The following is a 14,295-nucleotide window of genomic DNA, read 5'->3' as shown; positions in this document are numbered from 1 at the left end:
GGTACCCGGGGGCGTCGATAAGCAAAAGCCCTTTAGAAGAGGCCGGTCTCCTGCTCCGAGTAGGACACGAGCAGGTTCTTGGTCTGCTGGTAGTGGCCGAGCATCATCAGGTGGGTCTCGCGGCCGATACCGGACTGCTTGTAGCCGCCGAACGCCGCGTGCGCGGGGTAGGTGTGGTACTGGTTCACCCACACACGGCCCGCCTGGATGGCGCGGCCCGCACGGTAGGCCGTGTTGCCGGAGCGCGCCCACACCCCGGCGCCGAGGCCGTAGATGGTGTCGTTGGCAATTGCGATGGCCTCGTCGAAGTCCTTGAACGTGGTCACGGACATCACCGGGCCGAAGATCTCCTCCTGGAACACGCGCATGTTGTTCGTGCCCTTGAACACGGTCGGCTCGATGTACAGGCCATTTTCCAGGCCCTCGATTTTGTTCACGCCGCCGCCGGTGAGCACCTCCGCGCCCTCCTGGGGGCCGAGCTCCAGGTAGGACTGGATTTTGTTCATCTGCTCCACGGAGGCCTGCGCGCCCATCTGCACGTCGGTGTCCAGCGGGTTGCCGGTTTTGATCTGCTGGACGCGCTTCACACCCAGCTCGAGGAACTCGTCCGCGATGGATTCGTGCACGAGCGCCCGCGACGGGCAGGTGCACACCTCGCCCTGGTTGAGCGCGAACATGGCGAAACCCTCGATGGCCTTTTGCTTGAAATCGTCGTCTTTGTCCAGGATGTCGGCGAAGAACAGGGACGGGGACTTGCCGCCGAGCTCCAGGGTGACGGGGATGATCTTGTCCGCGGCTGCCTTATTGATGATCTTGCCCACCTCGGTCGAGCCGGTGAACGCGATCTTGGCAATCCGGTCGGAGCCGGACAGGGCCGCGCCCGCTTCGTCGCCCATGCCGTTGACAATGTTGAGCACGCCCGCGGGGATGAGGTCACCCACCAGATCCACCCAGTACAGGATCGATGCCGGGGTCTGCTCCGCAGGTTTCAGCACGATCGCGTTACCTGCGGCGAGCGCCGGGGCGAGCTTCCACGCGGCCATGAGCAGCGGGAAGTTCCACGGGATGATCTGGCCGACAACGCCGAGGGGCTCGTTGAAGTGGTAGGCCACCGTGTCCTCGTCGATCTGGGAGAGGCGGCCCTCCTGCGCGCGGAGTGCCCCGGCGAAGTAGCGGAAGTGGTCGATGGCCAGCGGGATGTCGGCGGCGAGGGTCTCGCGCACCGCCTTGCCGTTCTCCCAGGTCTCGGCGACGGCGAGCTCCTCGAGGTGCTCCTCCATGCGGTCCGCGATCTTCAGCAGCACGCCCGCGCGTTCCTGGGCGCTGGTTTTGCCCCAGGCGGGAGCGGCCTTGTGTGCGGCGTCGAGCGCGAGGTTGATGTCGGCTTCCTTGCCGCGTGCGACTTCGCAGAACACCTCGCCGGTGACGGGCGTGATGTTCTCGAAGTACTCGCCGTCCACCGGCGCGATCCATTCGCCGCCGATGTAGTTGTCGTAGCGCTTGCGGTAATTAACGTTGCTGCCTTCGGTTCCGGGGTTCGGGTACACGGTCATGGCACTGCCCTTTCTAGGTGTCGGCGGATAAGTGTGACCGAGATTACACTCTCGCCACAATGTGCGCCAGGGCATCTTGCTTATCGACGACACGCCCCCCGAAGCGCCCCTCCACCCGCCTCACAGCACGAGTGTGTGGGGTGACCGGGGGCGGGGTAAGGGTCGTCGATAAGCAAAATGCTCTTTATCTGGCACAATGTCGCGGGTGACTAACAAAGACCAAGAATTTGTGGGTGCTCTCGACACCGAGGTCGAAGACATTGACACCATGCCCACACCGGCCGACGCGGCTCAAGAACTCTCGGACGAGCCGATCGACCGCGGCGAAGTCATCGCCAGCGACGGCCGCACCGCCGCCGCCTGGGCGCTTCGCTTCATCATCATCGTGGCTGCGACCGCGCTGCTGCTCTACCTGCTCAAGTTCGTGTGGATGGGTCTGTTGCCCATCCTGCTCGCGCTGATCGTGTGCACGGTGCTGTGGCCGCCGGTGCGCTGGCTGCGCAACCACAAGGTCCCAGCCGCACTCGCGGTGATCATCGTGCTGCTGGGATTCTTCGGCATCATCGGCGGCATCTTCGCCGCTATGGCGCCGACAGTGAAGACACAGGGCTCGCAGCTGGTCACCCAGGCGCGCGCCGGCATCGATCAGATCGTGACCTGGTTGAAGGAAAATGTCGATACGACGTTCCTCGACCCGGACCGCATCGAGCAGGCGGTGGACCAGATCGAGAAGTTTGCTAAGGGCCAGGCCTCCAACATCGCCTCGGGTGTGTTCACCGGCATCGGTGCCATCGCGTCCGTGGGCACCACCGTCGTGCTCACCTTGATCCTGTCCTTCTTCTTCCTCAAAGACGGCGACCGCTTCCTGCCGTGGCTGCGCAAGTACACCGGGGTGAAAGCCGGGTGGCACCTCACCGAGGTCCTCATGCGCTCCTGGAACACTCTCTCTGGCTTCATCCGCACGCAGGCGATCGTTTCCATGGTGGACGCCGTGTTCATCGGTCTGGGCCTGTTCTTCCTCAGCGTGCCGCTGTGGCCGGTGCTCGCCGTGATCACGTTCTTCGCCGGCTTCATTCCGATCATCGGTGCGTTCACCGCCGGCGCCTTGGCCGTGATCATCGCGCTGGTTTCCAACGGTTTCTGGAACGCGGTCTTTGTCCTGCTCCTGGTTATCGCTGTGCAGCAGCTCGAGGGCAACATCCTGCAGCCCATCCTGCAGTCCCAGGCCATGGGCCTGCACGCAGCCATTGTGCTGCTCGCGGTCGCCGTGGGCGGCACCCTGTTCGGCATCGTCGGCGCGTTCCTCGCGGTGCCGGTCGCAGCAGTCGCCGCGGTGTGGTTCCGCTACTGGGCGGAGATGGTCTCGCTGCGCACGGGCCAAATCACGGCTGACGACATATCGATAGCCACGCAGCAATCACAAACCATGGATTCGCGCGAGGCATTTATGGCGGTGCGCAACCACATGATGACCATGGCCCGCCGCGAGAAGCCGGACCTCGAAGAGCCGGTCAGCATGTCCCTCGGTTCCACCAAAGTCCCGATGGGCAGCGATGGCCCGGTGAAGACCTACGACAAGGAAACCCCCGGCCGCAACCGCGCGCTGGATTCTTCAGGTAGCGAGGACAGTGATAAAGAGCGTCAGCGCAAGCTTGACGACGACAAGGCCTAGCCTTCTCGCAGGCTAAACCGGCTACGAAAACCCGTAGCCGGTTTTTTCTGTAGCGTGGCCGACATGTCCGATCTAACGAACAGGAAGATTGCAATCATTTCTACCGACGGCTTCGAGGACTCGGAGCTCACCTCGCCGAAGGAGGCCGTCGAGGCCGCCGGCGCCACCACCAAGGTCATCTCCACCGAGGCGGGCCAGATTGAGGGCAAGAAGGGCACGGCTATCGACGTTGACCTCACCACCGCCGACGCGTCCGCCTCCGACTACGACGCACTTATTCTGCCTGGCGGCACCGTCAACGCTGACACCATCCGCACCGACTCCGACGCGGTCGCACTGGTGAAGGCTTTCGTAGATGCTGGCAAGCCGGTCGGCGTGATCTGCCACGGTGGCTGGATTCTTACCGAGGCCGACGTAATCAAGGGCGTCAAGCTCACCAGCGTGGAAAACGTGAAGACCGACCTGGTCAACGCTGGCGCCAACTGGGTCGACGAGGAAGTTGTCGTCGATTCCGGCTTCATCTCTTCCCGCACCCCGGACGACCTGCCGGCGTTCAACGCAAAGCTCGTCGAGGAGTTCGCGAAGTAGTTTCGCCGCTGGTAACACTCCCCCGGCGTTAGCCCGCTGCATCCCAGCAGCGGGCTTATTGTATGTCTGTCGCCCTGCTGACCCTGCTGACCCACCCGCCCGTTCCGCCCGCTCAACCCCGCCCGTCCCATCGAGGTCTACCGGCCCGCGTCGCCCCGCTAGACCTCGATGCATAAACCCGATAAGCCCACCTCTGTTTACCCAGTTCAGGTATATAGACAAGTCATCGAGGTCTACCGCGTGCAGTGACGTCGCTAGACCTCGATGATCAAGCTGCCCGAGGCCCGCGCTCGCGAACAAGAACTCAGCGCACCGGGCGCCACGAACCCCCAGGTCGCTGACTTTGCTGAGCTCATGTTCCACCTTGAGCTCTTGTTTGGCCCGGCCGGGCGGGCGCGGTGCGCGAGAGTGAGCCGCGCTATCCGGCTACTCCACCCCCAGGGCGACGCGTACGAGGTGGGCCGCGAAGCGCGGCAGGTCCGAGAGCGAGTCCGTGGACGGTTCCGTGCCGAGTGCAGCCGGCCAGTCCGTGGAAGGATCCGCCGCGAGCGCTGCCAGAGCTTCCGGGTCCTGCGGCAGGCCGAGCTTCGCAGCGCCCTCGAGCGCCTTCTTGTCGAAGACGGGTGCAAGCTCGGGCCACACACCCTGGGCTTCGCGGGCGAACATCGTGGCGCAGGCGGGGCCAACGCCGTCGAAGACCTCAAGTGACTTCGGGGCACCGGGACGCAGTTCGCGCAGGTCACCGCCGTAGTCCGAGAGCAGCTTCGCGGACATGGCTTTCAGGCGGGTGGTGGTGGATTCGTCGTAGCGGGCGTAGCCGGCGCGGCCGAACAGGCCGATCATGGTCGAGCGTGGCGCATCGGAGACAGCCGAGGGCGTCGTCAGGCCCGCCGCGAACAGCTCCCGAGCAGCGGCGACCGCGACCGAGGCGCGGATCGGTTTCGCCTGCAGCATGCACAGGGTGAGGAGTTGGAAGAGGGGCTCGGGGGCGTCGTCAAGCGCAATGCCCGCTTCCTCGGCGAATGTTTTCACTCTAAAACGCCTGGGTGAGCGCCTGCTCGAGCTCGACACGGGCGCGGTCCAGCGCGGCCTCCCAGACTTCGGATGCCGACTCGTCGGCAGAATCCGAAACCTGCTTGAGCAGCGTCAACGGGACACCGAAAGTGGAGCACACCGCGGCGAGCGCGTAGCCCTCCATGTCCACCAGGTCGCATTCGCGGGCGAGCTCGTCGCGAAGATCGGAGCGGTTCACGAACGCGTCGCCGGTGGCGAGCTTGGCCTTTGGCAGGTCGGTGAGCGGCTCGAAGGAGAACCAGCGGGGGTACACAAAATCGGTGAGCTCGGAGGTGCCGCCGACTTTGAAGTCGTGCTTCACCGCGGCGGAGATCTCGTACACGCCGGTTGGCAGGTCGCGCAGCGCGCCGGCGGTGCCCACGTTCACCACGCGGTCCGGCAGCTCGCCGGTAGCCAGGCGTTTCGTCAGCGCGATCGCGGCCGGCAGCGTGCCGATGCCGGTAATGAGCACCTCGTGGTCGCCGCTGGACATGATGTCCGCGGCTTCTTCCTTCATTGCGGCGACGATAAGCATGGGCACGATGCTAATCGACGCTTCCTAGTTCGCCGACCTTGCCGCCTGCACCGCCGCGCCAAGTGCGTAGTTGATGCCTTCCACGGCATCGGCGACGTGGGGCGGGGTGCGGTCGAGTTCCGGGGAAATGAGCGAGTAGCGGATCTCCTTCGCGGTGCGGCCCACGTGGCCGTAGCCGACGCCTTTGATTTCGTCTTTGAGTACGGAGCGGTGGGCGTCGATAGTGTGCAAGAACAGCAGTACGATGCCCTCCTCCAGCGTCTCCTGCGTCTGGCCGTGCAGTACCTGCTGCAGGCGGGCGCGGAGGTGGGCCTCGGCGGAGGCGTCCCGCACCGGGTAGTTAGACCACTTGATGAAGCCGAGGCCGCGGTGGCGGCGTTCAAGCACGCCAGCGTCGACAAGCGGGGCGGCGATGAGGCGGGGCCGGGCAAAGTACTGGCTGGCAATCCAGCCCTGCGCCCTGCGGCCAGGTTTGTGGCCGATGCGTTTGAGGGCGTCGGCTTCGGCGGGCGTGGGGGCGTCGATAAGCATTGGCCCCGGCACCACCTTGGCGCGCCTGCCTGGGGTGACTGTGACGGCCTCGGCGATGGCGAGATCCATGATCACCCCGGCCGAAAGCGCGTAGCGGCGGTACGTCGCCCACGGCTCCGCGCGGCCCGAGTTGGTGGTGAGCAGGAGGAAGAGTTGCTCAGCGATTCGCATGCACGGGCTCTTGCTTATCGACGACTGTCGCACCCTCCGCCCGCGACGCGGCCTTCGAGTTCACCCGGGCGCGCACCACGCCACGCCACGTGAGCACCGCGCCGATGGCCAGCACGAGCACGCGCACGATCCACAGGTGCTGGTCGAGGCCGAGCGCCCCGAGGACGACGGGAAGGTTGAGCGCCACGATGAGCGCGCCGACGATGCCGCCGAGCGCGATCGGGTTGAGCCGGCTCACGAGCCAGGCCGCGACGGGGGCTGCGATCACGCCGCCGACAAGCAGCGCGATGACCGCCGCGAGGTTCGCCAGTAGGTCCTGCCACATGCCGATGGCGAAGCCGAGGGTGGCGGCGAGGGTGACCAGGAACTCCGCGGTATTCACGGTGCCGACGATGCGGCGTGGCTCGGAACGGCCCGCCGAAAGCAGCGTTGACGTGGTCACCGGGCCCCAGCCGCCGCCTCCGGTGGCGTCGACGAACCCGCCGACGAGGCCCAAGCCCGCAAGGAATGTCTTCGAGTGCGGCTTTTGCTTAGCGACGCGATGGGTGAGCCCGCGCGAGAACCGCAGCATCAGGTTCAGGCCGATGAGCGCGAGGATGAGCGACATGATCGGCCGCGCCGACTCGGTGGACAGTCGCACGAGCACGGTCGAGCCGATAAACGCACCGACCGCGCCCGGGATGCCGATGGCGGCGACGGTGCGCCAGTCCACGTTGCCGAAGCGCGTGTGCGCGATTCCGGAGACGAGCGTGGTGCCCAGCTCAGCGGTGTGCACGACTGCCGAGGCCGCCGCCGGGGTGCAGCCGGCCAGCATGATGAGCATGGTGGTGGAGGTGACGCCGAATCCCATGCCGAGGCCGCCATCGACGAGCTGGGCCGCGAAGCCCGCGAGCGAGATCAGTAGCAGCGTGTGGAGTTTCAGCATCAGGATGCCTCCTTGATCAAGCTGGTTGCGCTCTTGTACCGCTCGGCCACCACGGGCGCGAGCGAGGTGAGAAGTGGCGCGGAGTGAGTGATGTGCGCCCCAGTTTCGGCCGCGAGCAGCGGAAGCGCGTCATACGCCTTGTCCAGCAGCGTGCCGTGTGTGACGAAGAGCGGAAGCAGGTGCATTCGCTCGTGTACCTGCGCAATTTCCCGCAGCGCCTCTATGCCGCCGCGCGTCGCCGACACCACGGAAACGCCCGCGGCGCCGTGCTGAAGGCGGCCAGCGAGGCGCTCCGCGAGCTCCTCGTAGGCGCGCGTCTGCTCCGGGTTGCTTGTGCCCACGGGGTAGAGCACCACGTGCGAGTTCGGCTCTGCGTCCAGCAGCACGCGCATCTCAAGGATCCGGGCGATGTCCTCGCCGGTGCCCAGGCCCTCGGCCAAGGTGAGGTCCAAGTGGGCATGTGCCTTATCGACGGCCTCCGGCACGTCCACCGTCGCATGAAACGCACGGGTGAACAGTAGCGGCACAACCGTTGCGCTGGTGTGCCCGGCGCGCGCGAGTTCGCGGGCGGCGGCCTCGAGCGTCGGGGTGTCGAACTCGAGGTGCGCATCCGCGGCGGGGACGCCGAGCAGCGCACCCGCTTCCCCAGTGAGCACCTCTATCCCGCGTTTCGCGCGCGGGTTGCGCGAACCGTGGGACAGCGTGATGAGCGCGTGCATTGCACCTACCTCAGCCTCTGCCCCACGAGACCGGCGGCGAGCGTGTTGCCGGAGGCTTGATCCACAAGCAAGAAACTGCCGACGGCGCCACGGGCGGCGTAGTCCTCCACCGGAAGCTCCTTCGCAGTCTGGATGGTCACGTGCGCGATGTCGTTGAGGCGCACCGCCTCGGGCGCGAGGTCGTCGCCGTCCGCGCCGTCGATGTCGAGTACGCGGTCCACGCTGGCGATACGGGCGCGCTCGAACGCGGTGCCGATGCGCAGCTTCACGGGTTGGCCGGCGGCGAGCTCCTTCTCGGTGAGCCCAACGACGGTGGCCTGGAACTCGCGCACCGCTTCCGGGCGGGTCCCCGCCGCCAGGAGGTCGCCGCGGGTGAGGTCGATCTCGTCCTCCAGGCGCAACGCGACCGAGTCGCCGGCGGCGGCGGAATCAACCTCGCCGTCGGCAGTGTCGATGCCGGCCACCTTCGTGGTGCGGCCGCTGACGGCGAGGATCTCGTCGCCCACGCTCACCGAGCCCGCGTCGACGCGCCCGGCGTAGGCACGGTAGTCCGAGGCGTGCTCGCGCAGCACGTACTGGATGTTGAAGCGGAAGTCGAGGTCGTTGGCGCGGCCGTGCTGCACCGGGATGGATTCGAGCAGCTCGAGGACCGTCGGGCCCTCGTACCACGGGGTCTGCGCTGAGTGCTCCGCGACGTTGTCCCCGCGAAGCGCGGAGATCGGCACCACGTGCGGGTCCTCGATCCCCAGCGCCTGCGCCTTCTGATCGAACTTCGCCTTGATCTCCTCGAAGCGCTCCTGGGAGTAATCCACCAGGTCGATCTTGTTCACCGCGAGGATCACGGTGCGCACGCCCAAGAGCTTCGCCACGGTCAGGTGGCGCACGGTTTGTTCGACCACGCCGTTTCGGGCGTCGACAAGCAGCACGACCACCTGGGAGGTGGACATGCCAGTGACCGTATTGCGGGTGTACTGCACGTGCCCCGGGGTGTCGGCGAGGATGAAGGTGCGCTTGTCCGTGGCGAAGTAACGGTAGGCCACGTCGATGGTGATGCCCTGCTCGCGCTCGGCGCGCAGCCCGTCCACCAAAAGCGAAAGATCGAGGCCCTCGAAGCCGCGGTCGGCGGAGGTGCGCTCGACTGAGGCGAGCTGGTCCGCGAGCACGGATTTCGTGTCGTGCAGCAGGCGGCCGACGAAGGTGGACTTGCCGTCGTCGACGGAGCCGGCGGTGCACAGCCGCAGCGTCTGTCGCTCCGCTAGCGTTCCGCTGACAGACGAAGGTTTCGTTTCGGTCATCAGAAGTAACCCTCCTTCTTGCGGTCCTCCATGGAGGACTCGGACAGGCGGTCGTCGGCACGCGTCGCGCCGCGCTCCGTGAGTGTGGAGTTGGCGATCTCCACCAACACCTCGTCGATGGTGGTGGCGTCCGAATCGACGGCGCCGGTGCAGCTCATGTCGCCGACGGTGCGGTAGCGCACGCGGCGGGTCTCAAGCTCCTCGCCTTCGCGCGGCCCGCCCCACTCGCCGGGGGTGAGCCACATGCCGTCGCGCGAGAACACCTCGCGGTCGTGCGCGAAGTAGATGCTCGGCAGCTGAATTTCGCGCGCGCCGATGTACTCCCACACGTCCGCTTCGGTCCAATTGGAAATCGGGAACACGCGCACGTTCTCACCCGGCAGGGTCGCGCCGTTGTACAGGTGCCACAGCTCGGGGCGCTGGCGGCGCGGGTCCCAGCCGCCGAAGGAATCGCGCACAGAGAACACGCGCTCTTTCGCACGGGCGCGCTCCTCGTCGCGGCGCGCGCCGCCGAGCACGGCGTTGTAGCCGACCTCCGCGATCGTCTCCACCAACGGCACGGTCTGCAGCGGGTTGCGGGTGCCGTCGGGGCGCTCCACTAGGTCGCCGCGGTCGATCCAGTCCTGCACGTGCGCCACGCGCAGGCGCAGGCCGTTTTCCTCCACCAGCCGGTCGCGGAATGCAATCACCTCCGGGAAGTTGTGCCCGGTGTCCACGTGCAGCAGTTCGATCGGGATCGCGGCGGGCTGGAAGGCGCGCAACGCGAGCTCGAGCACCACGCACGAATCCTTGCCGCCGGAAAACAGCAGGCCGATTTTGTCGAACTGCCCCGCGACCTCGCGGATGATGTGGATCGACTCGTTTTCCAAGTCCTTCAGGTGGGGGCTTAAGTTACTCATGCAGACCACACTCCGTCTTCGTCGCAAATGCCCAGCGCCCTGCGCGCGGGTCCTGGCCCTCGGCCACCGGAAGCGTGCAGGTGGAGCAGCCGATGGAGGGGTAGCCCTGCCGCGTGAGCGGGTGGATGATCAAGTTGTTGTCCTCTTCGTACTTAGCGGTGTCTTCCAGCGACCACGTCACCAGCGGCGAGATCTTCAGCCGCCCGGTCGCGTCCAGGCTGAGCGCAGGTGCTTCCGCGCGGGTCGGGCCGTCGGCGCGGCGCAGGCCGGTGATCCAGCCGACGTAATTGCTCATCGATACGGCCAGCGGTTCCACCTTGCGCATCCGGCAGCAGGCGCCGGGATCGCGCAGGTACAAATTCGGGCCGTACACGCGGTCCTGCTCGGCTCGGCTCAGCTGCGCCTTCGCCCGCACGAGGCGGTGGTCCGGGTAGCGCGCCTGAACCTCGTCGGCCACCTCGAGCGTTTCCGGGAAGTGGTACTCGGTGTCCAAAAACAGGAAATCGGCGTCCGGCAGGTGGCGGGCGGCGAGCTCCGCCAGCACGGTGTTCTCCATCGACAGGGTCACCACAAGTGGGCCGGGGGCGTGCTCGTGGGCCCAGTCGAGGATTTCGGCGGCGGTGGCGTCGTAAAGCAATTGCCCATGCTTCTCGACGAGCTCCGCATTTACCCGCGCAATCTCCGGATCAAGCGGTTGCGTTGTGGTCGGGCCCTCCGGACTAATCGAAGGGTCCCGGTAACTGAGACTTTGGATTTTCATAACTTACCTAGTGTGGCCTATCTGCCGGGGTTTCGCGCAGGATGCCCGCGTGCCCGTGACGGGCAAGCGAAGCCTGCAGAGCGTCGGGTGTGGAACGCGCAGCTGCCGGCGCGTGATCCGGGTCGTCCTGGCCGTGGAACTTCACCTCGAACACGCGCAGGCACTCGCCGCACTTCCAGGCGAACTCGGTCTCCTCGTTGGGCCAGAGGTCCTCGCCGGAGCAGTAGGGGCAGAACGTGGGGAAGTTGCGGTTCGGGTTCGGGTCGCGGCGAAAGCTCATCGCAGGTCATCCTCCTCGGCGCGCTGCACCCAGGTGCGGAAGGTTTCGCCGGGCTCGCGCTGGTCGACGTAGTTGCCCACGACGCGGGTGACGTAGTCGGTGAGCTCGGAGGAAAGCACCTTGTGCCCGCGCAGCTTGCGGCCGAAGTTCGCGCCATCACCGATCGTGCCGCCGAGGTGCACCTGGAAACCCTCGACCTTTTCGCCGTCGGGACCCGCCACCATCTGGCCTTTCAGCCCGATGTCGGAGACCTGGAAGCGCGCGCACGAGTTCGGGCAGCCGTTGAGCGTGATCGTGATCGGGCTGTCGAGGTCGCCGAAGCGCTCCTCAAGCTCGTCCGCCAGCTCGATCGCGCGCGACTTCGTGGTCACGTGCGCGAGCTTGCAGTACTCCAGCCCGGTGCACGAGAGCAGGCCGCGGCGGAACTCGGAGGGGGTGGAGTACAGGCCCAGGGTTTCCAGTTCGCTTTGCAGCTTCTCGACGAGTTCCTTTTCCACATTCAGGACCAAGATCTCCTTGAACGGGGTGAAGCGGATGTCGGTGAGCCCATAGCCGTCGAGCAGGTCCGCCAGCGCGATGAGCTGCTCGCCGGACATGTGGCCCAGCGTCGGCTTCACACCCACGTAGAAACGGCCGTCTTTTTGCTCGTGCACGCCGATGTGGTCGCGATCCACCAGGTTGGAGGGCGCGTGCGGGCCGTCCGGGAGCTTGTAGCCGAGGTAGTCATCCTCCAGGATCTCGCGGAACTTCTCCACGCCCCACTCCTTGACCAGGAACTTCAGACGCGCCCGGTTGCGCAGGCGGCGGTAGCCGTAATCGCGGAAGATGCGCACCACGTTCGCCCACACGTCCGGCACCTGCTCCAGAGTGACGAACGCGCCGAGCGATTGCGCCAGCATCGGGTTGGTGGAAAGACCGCCGCCGACGTAGCACTCGAAGCCGGGGCCGAGCTCGGGGTGCTCGATGCCGATGAAGGCGAGGTCGTTGATCTCGTGCACCACGTCCTGGCGGGCGTTGCCGGAGATCGCGGACTTGAACTTGCGCGGAAGGTTCTGGAACTCCTCCGCGGTGAACAGTTCCTGGATGCGCTGGATCGCCGGGGTGGCGTCGATGATCTCGTCCTTCGCGATTCCCGCGACCGGGCTCCCCAGCACCACGCGCGGCACGTCGCCGCAGGCATCCAGGGTGGTCAGGCCGTGCGCGTCGAGCTTGTCCCAGATCGCCGGCACATCCTCGATGCCCACCCAGTGCAGCTGGATGTTCTGCCGGTCGGTGAGGTCCACGGTGGAGCGGGCGTAGTCGCGCGAAATCTCGCCGACGGCGCGGGCCTGCGCGGTGGTGGCAATGCCGCCGTCGAAGCGGATGCGCATCATGAAGTACTTGTCTTCCAGCACCTCGTTGTCCTGGCCGGTGAACTCGCCGCCCAGGTTCTGCTTGCGCTGCGTGTACAGGCCGAGCCACTTGAACCGCGGGTAGAGGTCCTCGCGCGGGATCGAATCAAAGCCCTGCTTGGAGTAGGTGTCGATCACCCTTTGGCGCACGTCGAGCACCGGTGAGGCGGCTTTGAGCTCCTCGTCGTGGTTGAGCGGCGAGGTGCCGTCGATAAGCCATTGCCCCTCGGGCTTCTTGGTGCGAACCGTCGCTGTCATGGTAGACCCCTTTGTCTGTTTCGCGCTCTGGATGGCGTATTGGACCGCAAGTTTGCCGTACCGCATGGTCTACCACAAGGTGCGCCCCGTTTCCGCAGCATGTAACGTGCAGGTTTGCAGCTGAATGTAAATCGCATCGCTTATCGACGCTCCCTCCCCCTCCCCCGACTGAATTTATTAGACTGCTCGGTCTAGCGATATAGTAGCGTGTAGCGAAACCCTCGACGAAAGGATTCCAATGACCCTGCGCGTAGCCGTTGTCGGTGCCGGACCAGCCGGTATTTACGCCTCCGACCTGCTGATTCGAAACTCCGAGGTGGACGTGCGCGTCGACCTGTTCGAGCAGATGCCCGCGCCGTTCGGCCTGATCCGGTACGGCGTGGCGCCGGACCACCCGCGCATCAAAGGCATCGTGAAGTCGCTGCATGCGGTGATGGATAAGCCGGAGCTGCGCCTGATCGGCAACGTCACCGTGGGCCGCGACATCTCGGTAGAGGAACTGCAGGAGTACTACGATGCGGTGGTGTTCTCCACCGGCGCCGTGCGCGACCGCGAACTGCTCATCCCCGGCGGCGATAAATCCATCGGCGCCGGCGAATTCGTCGGCTTCTACGACGGCAACCCGCGCTTCGAGCGCTCCTGGAACCTCTCAGCTAAGGAGGTCGCCGTGGTCGGCGTGGGCAACGTGGCGCTCGACATCTCGCGCATCCTAGCCAAGACCGGCGAGGAGCTCACCGTCACCGAGATCCCGGACAACGTCTACGAGACGCTCCGCGAGAACAAGGCCGAGACGGTGCACATGTTCGGCCGCCGCGGCCCCGCCCAGGCGAAGTTCACCCCTAAGGAGCTGCGCGAACTCGACGAGTCCCCCACCATTCAGGTGCTCGTGGACCCGGAGGACATCGACTACGACCAGCTTTCCGAGGAGGTGCGCCGCGCCGACAAGTCCATTGACCTGAACTGCCAGGTGCTCGAGCAGTACGCGATGCGCGAACCCGACGACAGCCCCCACAAGATCTACATCCACTTCTTCGAAGAACCAGTCGAGGTGCTGCTGGAGGGCGACCAGATCGTGGGGCTTCGCACCGAGCGCCAGGAACTCGACGGCGAAGGCGGCATCAAGGGCACCGGCAAATTCACTGACTGGCCGGTGCAGCAGGTCTACCACGCAGTGGGCTACCGCTCCGAGCCGACCGAGGGCGTGCCCTTCGACTTCGAGCGCCACGTGATCCCGAACGACGGCGGCCACGTGCTTGTCGAGGCCGGGTCCTCCGAAATCGTCCCCGACCTTTACACCACCGGCTGGATCAAGCGCGGCCCCATCGGCCTGATCGGCAACACCAAGTCGGACGCGAAGGAGACTACGGACATGCTGGTCGCCGACGCTCTGGCCGGCCGTCTCACCGCGCCGGTGCACGAGGACCCGGACGCGATCCTGGAGCTGCTGCGCGGCCGCGGCGTCGAGGTGACCTCCTGGGACGGCTGGTACAAGCTCGACGAGGCGGAGCGCAACCTCGGCGCCGGCGACGCCGACCACCCGCGCGAGCGCAAAAAGATCGTGGAGTGGGAGGACATGGTCGAGGCGTCCCGCCTGAGCTAGGCCGGGTTTAGGGCCCGGGGGTTCGAGCCCGACATGTACACCAAATCGACATGTCCGCGCGACGT

14 protein-coding genes are annotated in these 14,295 nt (G+C 66.0%); 3 read left to right on the top strand and 11 right to left on the bottom strand.

All coding sequences use genetic code 11. The features are described 5' to 3' along the window. Window positions 1–32: 32 nt before the first annotated feature. On the bottom strand, window positions 33–1,553 hold the full coding sequence (locus HWX32_RS01035) for an aldehyde dehydrogenase family protein (RefSeq protein ID WP_175934383.1): 1,521 nt from the start codon (window positions 1,551–1,553) through the stop codon (window positions 33–35). A 268-nt stretch (window positions 1,554–1,821) separates the two neighbouring features. Here HWX32_RS01035 and HWX32_RS01030 point away from each other — a divergent pair, with 268 nt between their 5' ends. Together HWX32_RS01030 and HWX32_RS01025 are read left to right on the top strand one after the other, a co-directional pair. Further along, window positions 1,822–3,225 carry an AI-2E family transporter gene (locus HWX32_RS01030; protein WP_254868290.1) on the top strand — a complete coding sequence of 468 codons (1,404 nt, stop codon included), beginning with the start codon at window positions 1,822–1,824 and terminating at the stop codon, window positions 3,223–3,225. Between the two features lie 63 nt (window positions 3,226–3,288). Next, window positions 3,289–3,813, top strand: a complete 525-nt coding sequence (locus tag HWX32_RS01025) for a type 1 glutamine amidotransferase domain-containing protein (RefSeq protein WP_175934381.1) — start codon at window positions 3,289–3,291, stop codon at window positions 3,811–3,813. 426 nt (window positions 3,814–4,239) lie between these two features. Here the strand turns inward: HWX32_RS01025 and HWX32_RS01020 are convergent, their stop codons facing one another. Genes HWX32_RS01020 through HWX32_RS00975 form a run of 10 tightly spaced genes read right to left on the bottom strand, consistent with a single transcriptional unit; the run spans window position 4,240 to window position 12,630 of the window. Beyond that, entirely contained in the window at window positions 4,240–4,845 is a 606-nt protein-coding gene (locus tag HWX32_RS01020) for an endonuclease (RefSeq protein WP_254868201.1), read from the bottom strand. 1 nt (window position 4,846) lies between these two features. Next, window positions 4,847–5,401 (bottom strand): nucleosidase, encoded by a 555-nt coding sequence (locus tag HWX32_RS01015; protein WP_254868200.1) that lies wholly within the window; start codon window positions 5,399–5,401, stop codon window positions 4,847–4,849. Between the two features lie 24 nt (window positions 5,402–5,425). After that, complete coding sequence (locus HWX32_RS01010) at window positions 5,426–6,103, bottom strand: GPP34 family phosphoprotein (RefSeq protein ID WP_175934378.1); 678 nt, start codon at window positions 6,101–6,103, stop codon at window positions 5,426–5,428. Continuing rightward, window positions 6,090–7,028 carry a sulfite exporter TauE/SafE family protein gene (locus HWX32_RS01005; protein WP_175934377.1) on the bottom strand — a complete coding sequence of 313 codons (939 nt, stop codon included), beginning with the start codon at window positions 7,026–7,028 and terminating at the stop codon, window positions 6,090–6,092. Before HWX32_RS01005 ends, HWX32_RS01010 begins: the two co-directional genes overlap by 14 nt. Then, window positions 7,028–7,747 (bottom strand): sirohydrochlorin chelatase, encoded by a 720-nt coding sequence (locus tag HWX32_RS01000; RefSeq protein WP_175934376.1) that lies wholly within the window; start codon window positions 7,745–7,747, stop codon window positions 7,028–7,030. The genes HWX32_RS01005 and HWX32_RS01000 overlap by 1 nt, the downstream gene beginning before the upstream one ends. 5 nt (window positions 7,748–7,752) lie before the next feature. Beyond that, on the bottom strand, window positions 7,753–9,042 hold the full coding sequence (locus tag HWX32_RS00995) for a sulfate adenylyltransferase subunit 1 (RefSeq protein WP_175934375.1): 1,290 nt from the start codon (window positions 9,040–9,042) through the stop codon (window positions 7,753–7,755). Next, a complete protein-coding gene (gene cysD, locus HWX32_RS00990) occupies window positions 9,042–9,941 on the bottom strand; it encodes a sulfate adenylyltransferase subunit CysD (RefSeq protein ID WP_175934374.1) in 900 nt (299 codons plus the stop codon). The genes HWX32_RS00995 and cysD overlap by 1 nt, the downstream gene beginning before the upstream one ends. After that, the gene (locus HWX32_RS00985; protein WP_175934373.1) at window positions 9,934–10,701 is read right to left on the bottom strand and encodes a phosphoadenylyl-sulfate reductase; all 768 of its coding nucleotides are present in this window, start codon (window positions 10,699–10,701) and stop codon (window positions 9,934–9,936) included. Before HWX32_RS00985 ends, cysD begins: the two co-directional genes overlap by 8 nt. A 7-nt stretch (window positions 10,702–10,708) precedes the next feature. Then, a complete protein-coding gene (locus tag HWX32_RS00980; protein ID WP_175934372.1) occupies window positions 10,709–10,981 on the bottom strand; it encodes a hypothetical protein in 273 nt (90 codons plus the stop codon). After that, window positions 10,978–12,630, bottom strand: coding sequence for a nitrite/sulfite reductase (locus tag HWX32_RS00975; RefSeq protein ID WP_175934371.1), 1,653 nt, complete (start codon window positions 12,628–12,630; stop codon window positions 10,978–10,980). Before HWX32_RS00975 ends, HWX32_RS00980 begins: the two co-directional genes overlap by 4 nt. Before the next feature lie 238 nt (window positions 12,631–12,868). Here HWX32_RS00975 and HWX32_RS00970 point away from each other — a divergent pair, with 238 nt between their 5' ends. Beyond that, entirely contained in the window at window positions 12,869–14,230 is a 1,362-nt protein-coding gene (locus tag HWX32_RS00970) for an FAD-dependent oxidoreductase (protein ID WP_175934370.1), read from the top strand. The last annotated feature ends 65 nt before the right edge of the window (window positions 14,231–14,295 follow it).

The sequence above is a fragment of the Corynebacterium sp. Marseille-P4321 genome (assembly GCF_903645305.1).
GTDB lineage: Bacteria > Actinomycetota > Actinomycetes > Mycobacteriales > Mycobacteriaceae > Corynebacterium.
Note: the sequence above shows the minus strand (reverse complement) of the source record. Positions and strands in the feature narration are given on the sequence as shown.

Excerpts from the sequence above, each read along its gene's own strand:
- HWX32_RS01035 (WP_175934383.1), bottom strand. The coding sequence starts at position 1,553 with ATGACCGTGTACCCGAACCCCGGAACCGAAGGCAGCAACGTTAATTAC.
- HWX32_RS01030 (WP_254868290.1), top strand. The coding sequence starts at position 1,822 with ATGCCCACACCGGCCGACGCGGCTCAAGAACTCTCGGACGAGCCGATC.
- HWX32_RS01025 (WP_175934381.1), top strand. The coding sequence starts at position 3,289 with ATGTCCGATCTAACGAACAGGAAGATTGCAATCATTTCTACCGACGGC.
- HWX32_RS01015 (WP_254868200.1), bottom strand. The coding sequence starts at position 5,401 with ATGCTTATCGTCGCCGCAATGAAGGAAGAAGCCGCGGACATCATGTCC.
- HWX32_RS01010 (WP_175934378.1), bottom strand. The coding sequence starts at position 6,103 with ATGCGAATCGCTGAGCAACTCTTCCTCCTGCTCACCACCAACTCGGGC.
- HWX32_RS01005 (WP_175934377.1), bottom strand. The coding sequence starts at position 7,028 with ATGCTGAAACTCCACACGCTGCTACTGATCTCGCTCGCGGGCTTCGCG.
- HWX32_RS01000 (WP_175934376.1), bottom strand. The coding sequence starts at position 7,747 with ATGCACGCGCTCATCACGCTGTCCCACGGTTCGCGCAACCCGCGCGCG.
- HWX32_RS00995 (WP_175934375.1), bottom strand. The coding sequence starts at position 9,042 with ATGACCGAAACGAAACCTTCGTCTGTCAGCGGAACGCTAGCGGAGCGA.
- cysD (WP_175934374.1), bottom strand. The coding sequence starts at position 9,941 with ATGAGTAACTTAAGCCCCCACCTGAAGGACTTGGAAAACGAGTCGATC.
- HWX32_RS00985 (WP_175934373.1), bottom strand. The coding sequence starts at position 10,701 with ATGAAAATCCAAAGTCTCAGTTACCGGGACCCTTCGATTAGTCCGGAG.
- HWX32_RS00980 (WP_175934372.1), bottom strand. The coding sequence starts at position 10,981 with ATGAGCTTTCGCCGCGACCCGAACCCGAACCGCAACTTCCCCACGTTC.
- HWX32_RS00975 (WP_175934371.1), bottom strand. The coding sequence starts at position 12,630 with ATGACAGCGACGGTTCGCACCAAGAAGCCCGAGGGGCAATGGCTTATC.
- HWX32_RS00970 (WP_175934370.1), top strand. The coding sequence starts at position 12,869 with ATGACCCTGCGCGTAGCCGTTGTCGGTGCCGGACCAGCCGGTATTTAC.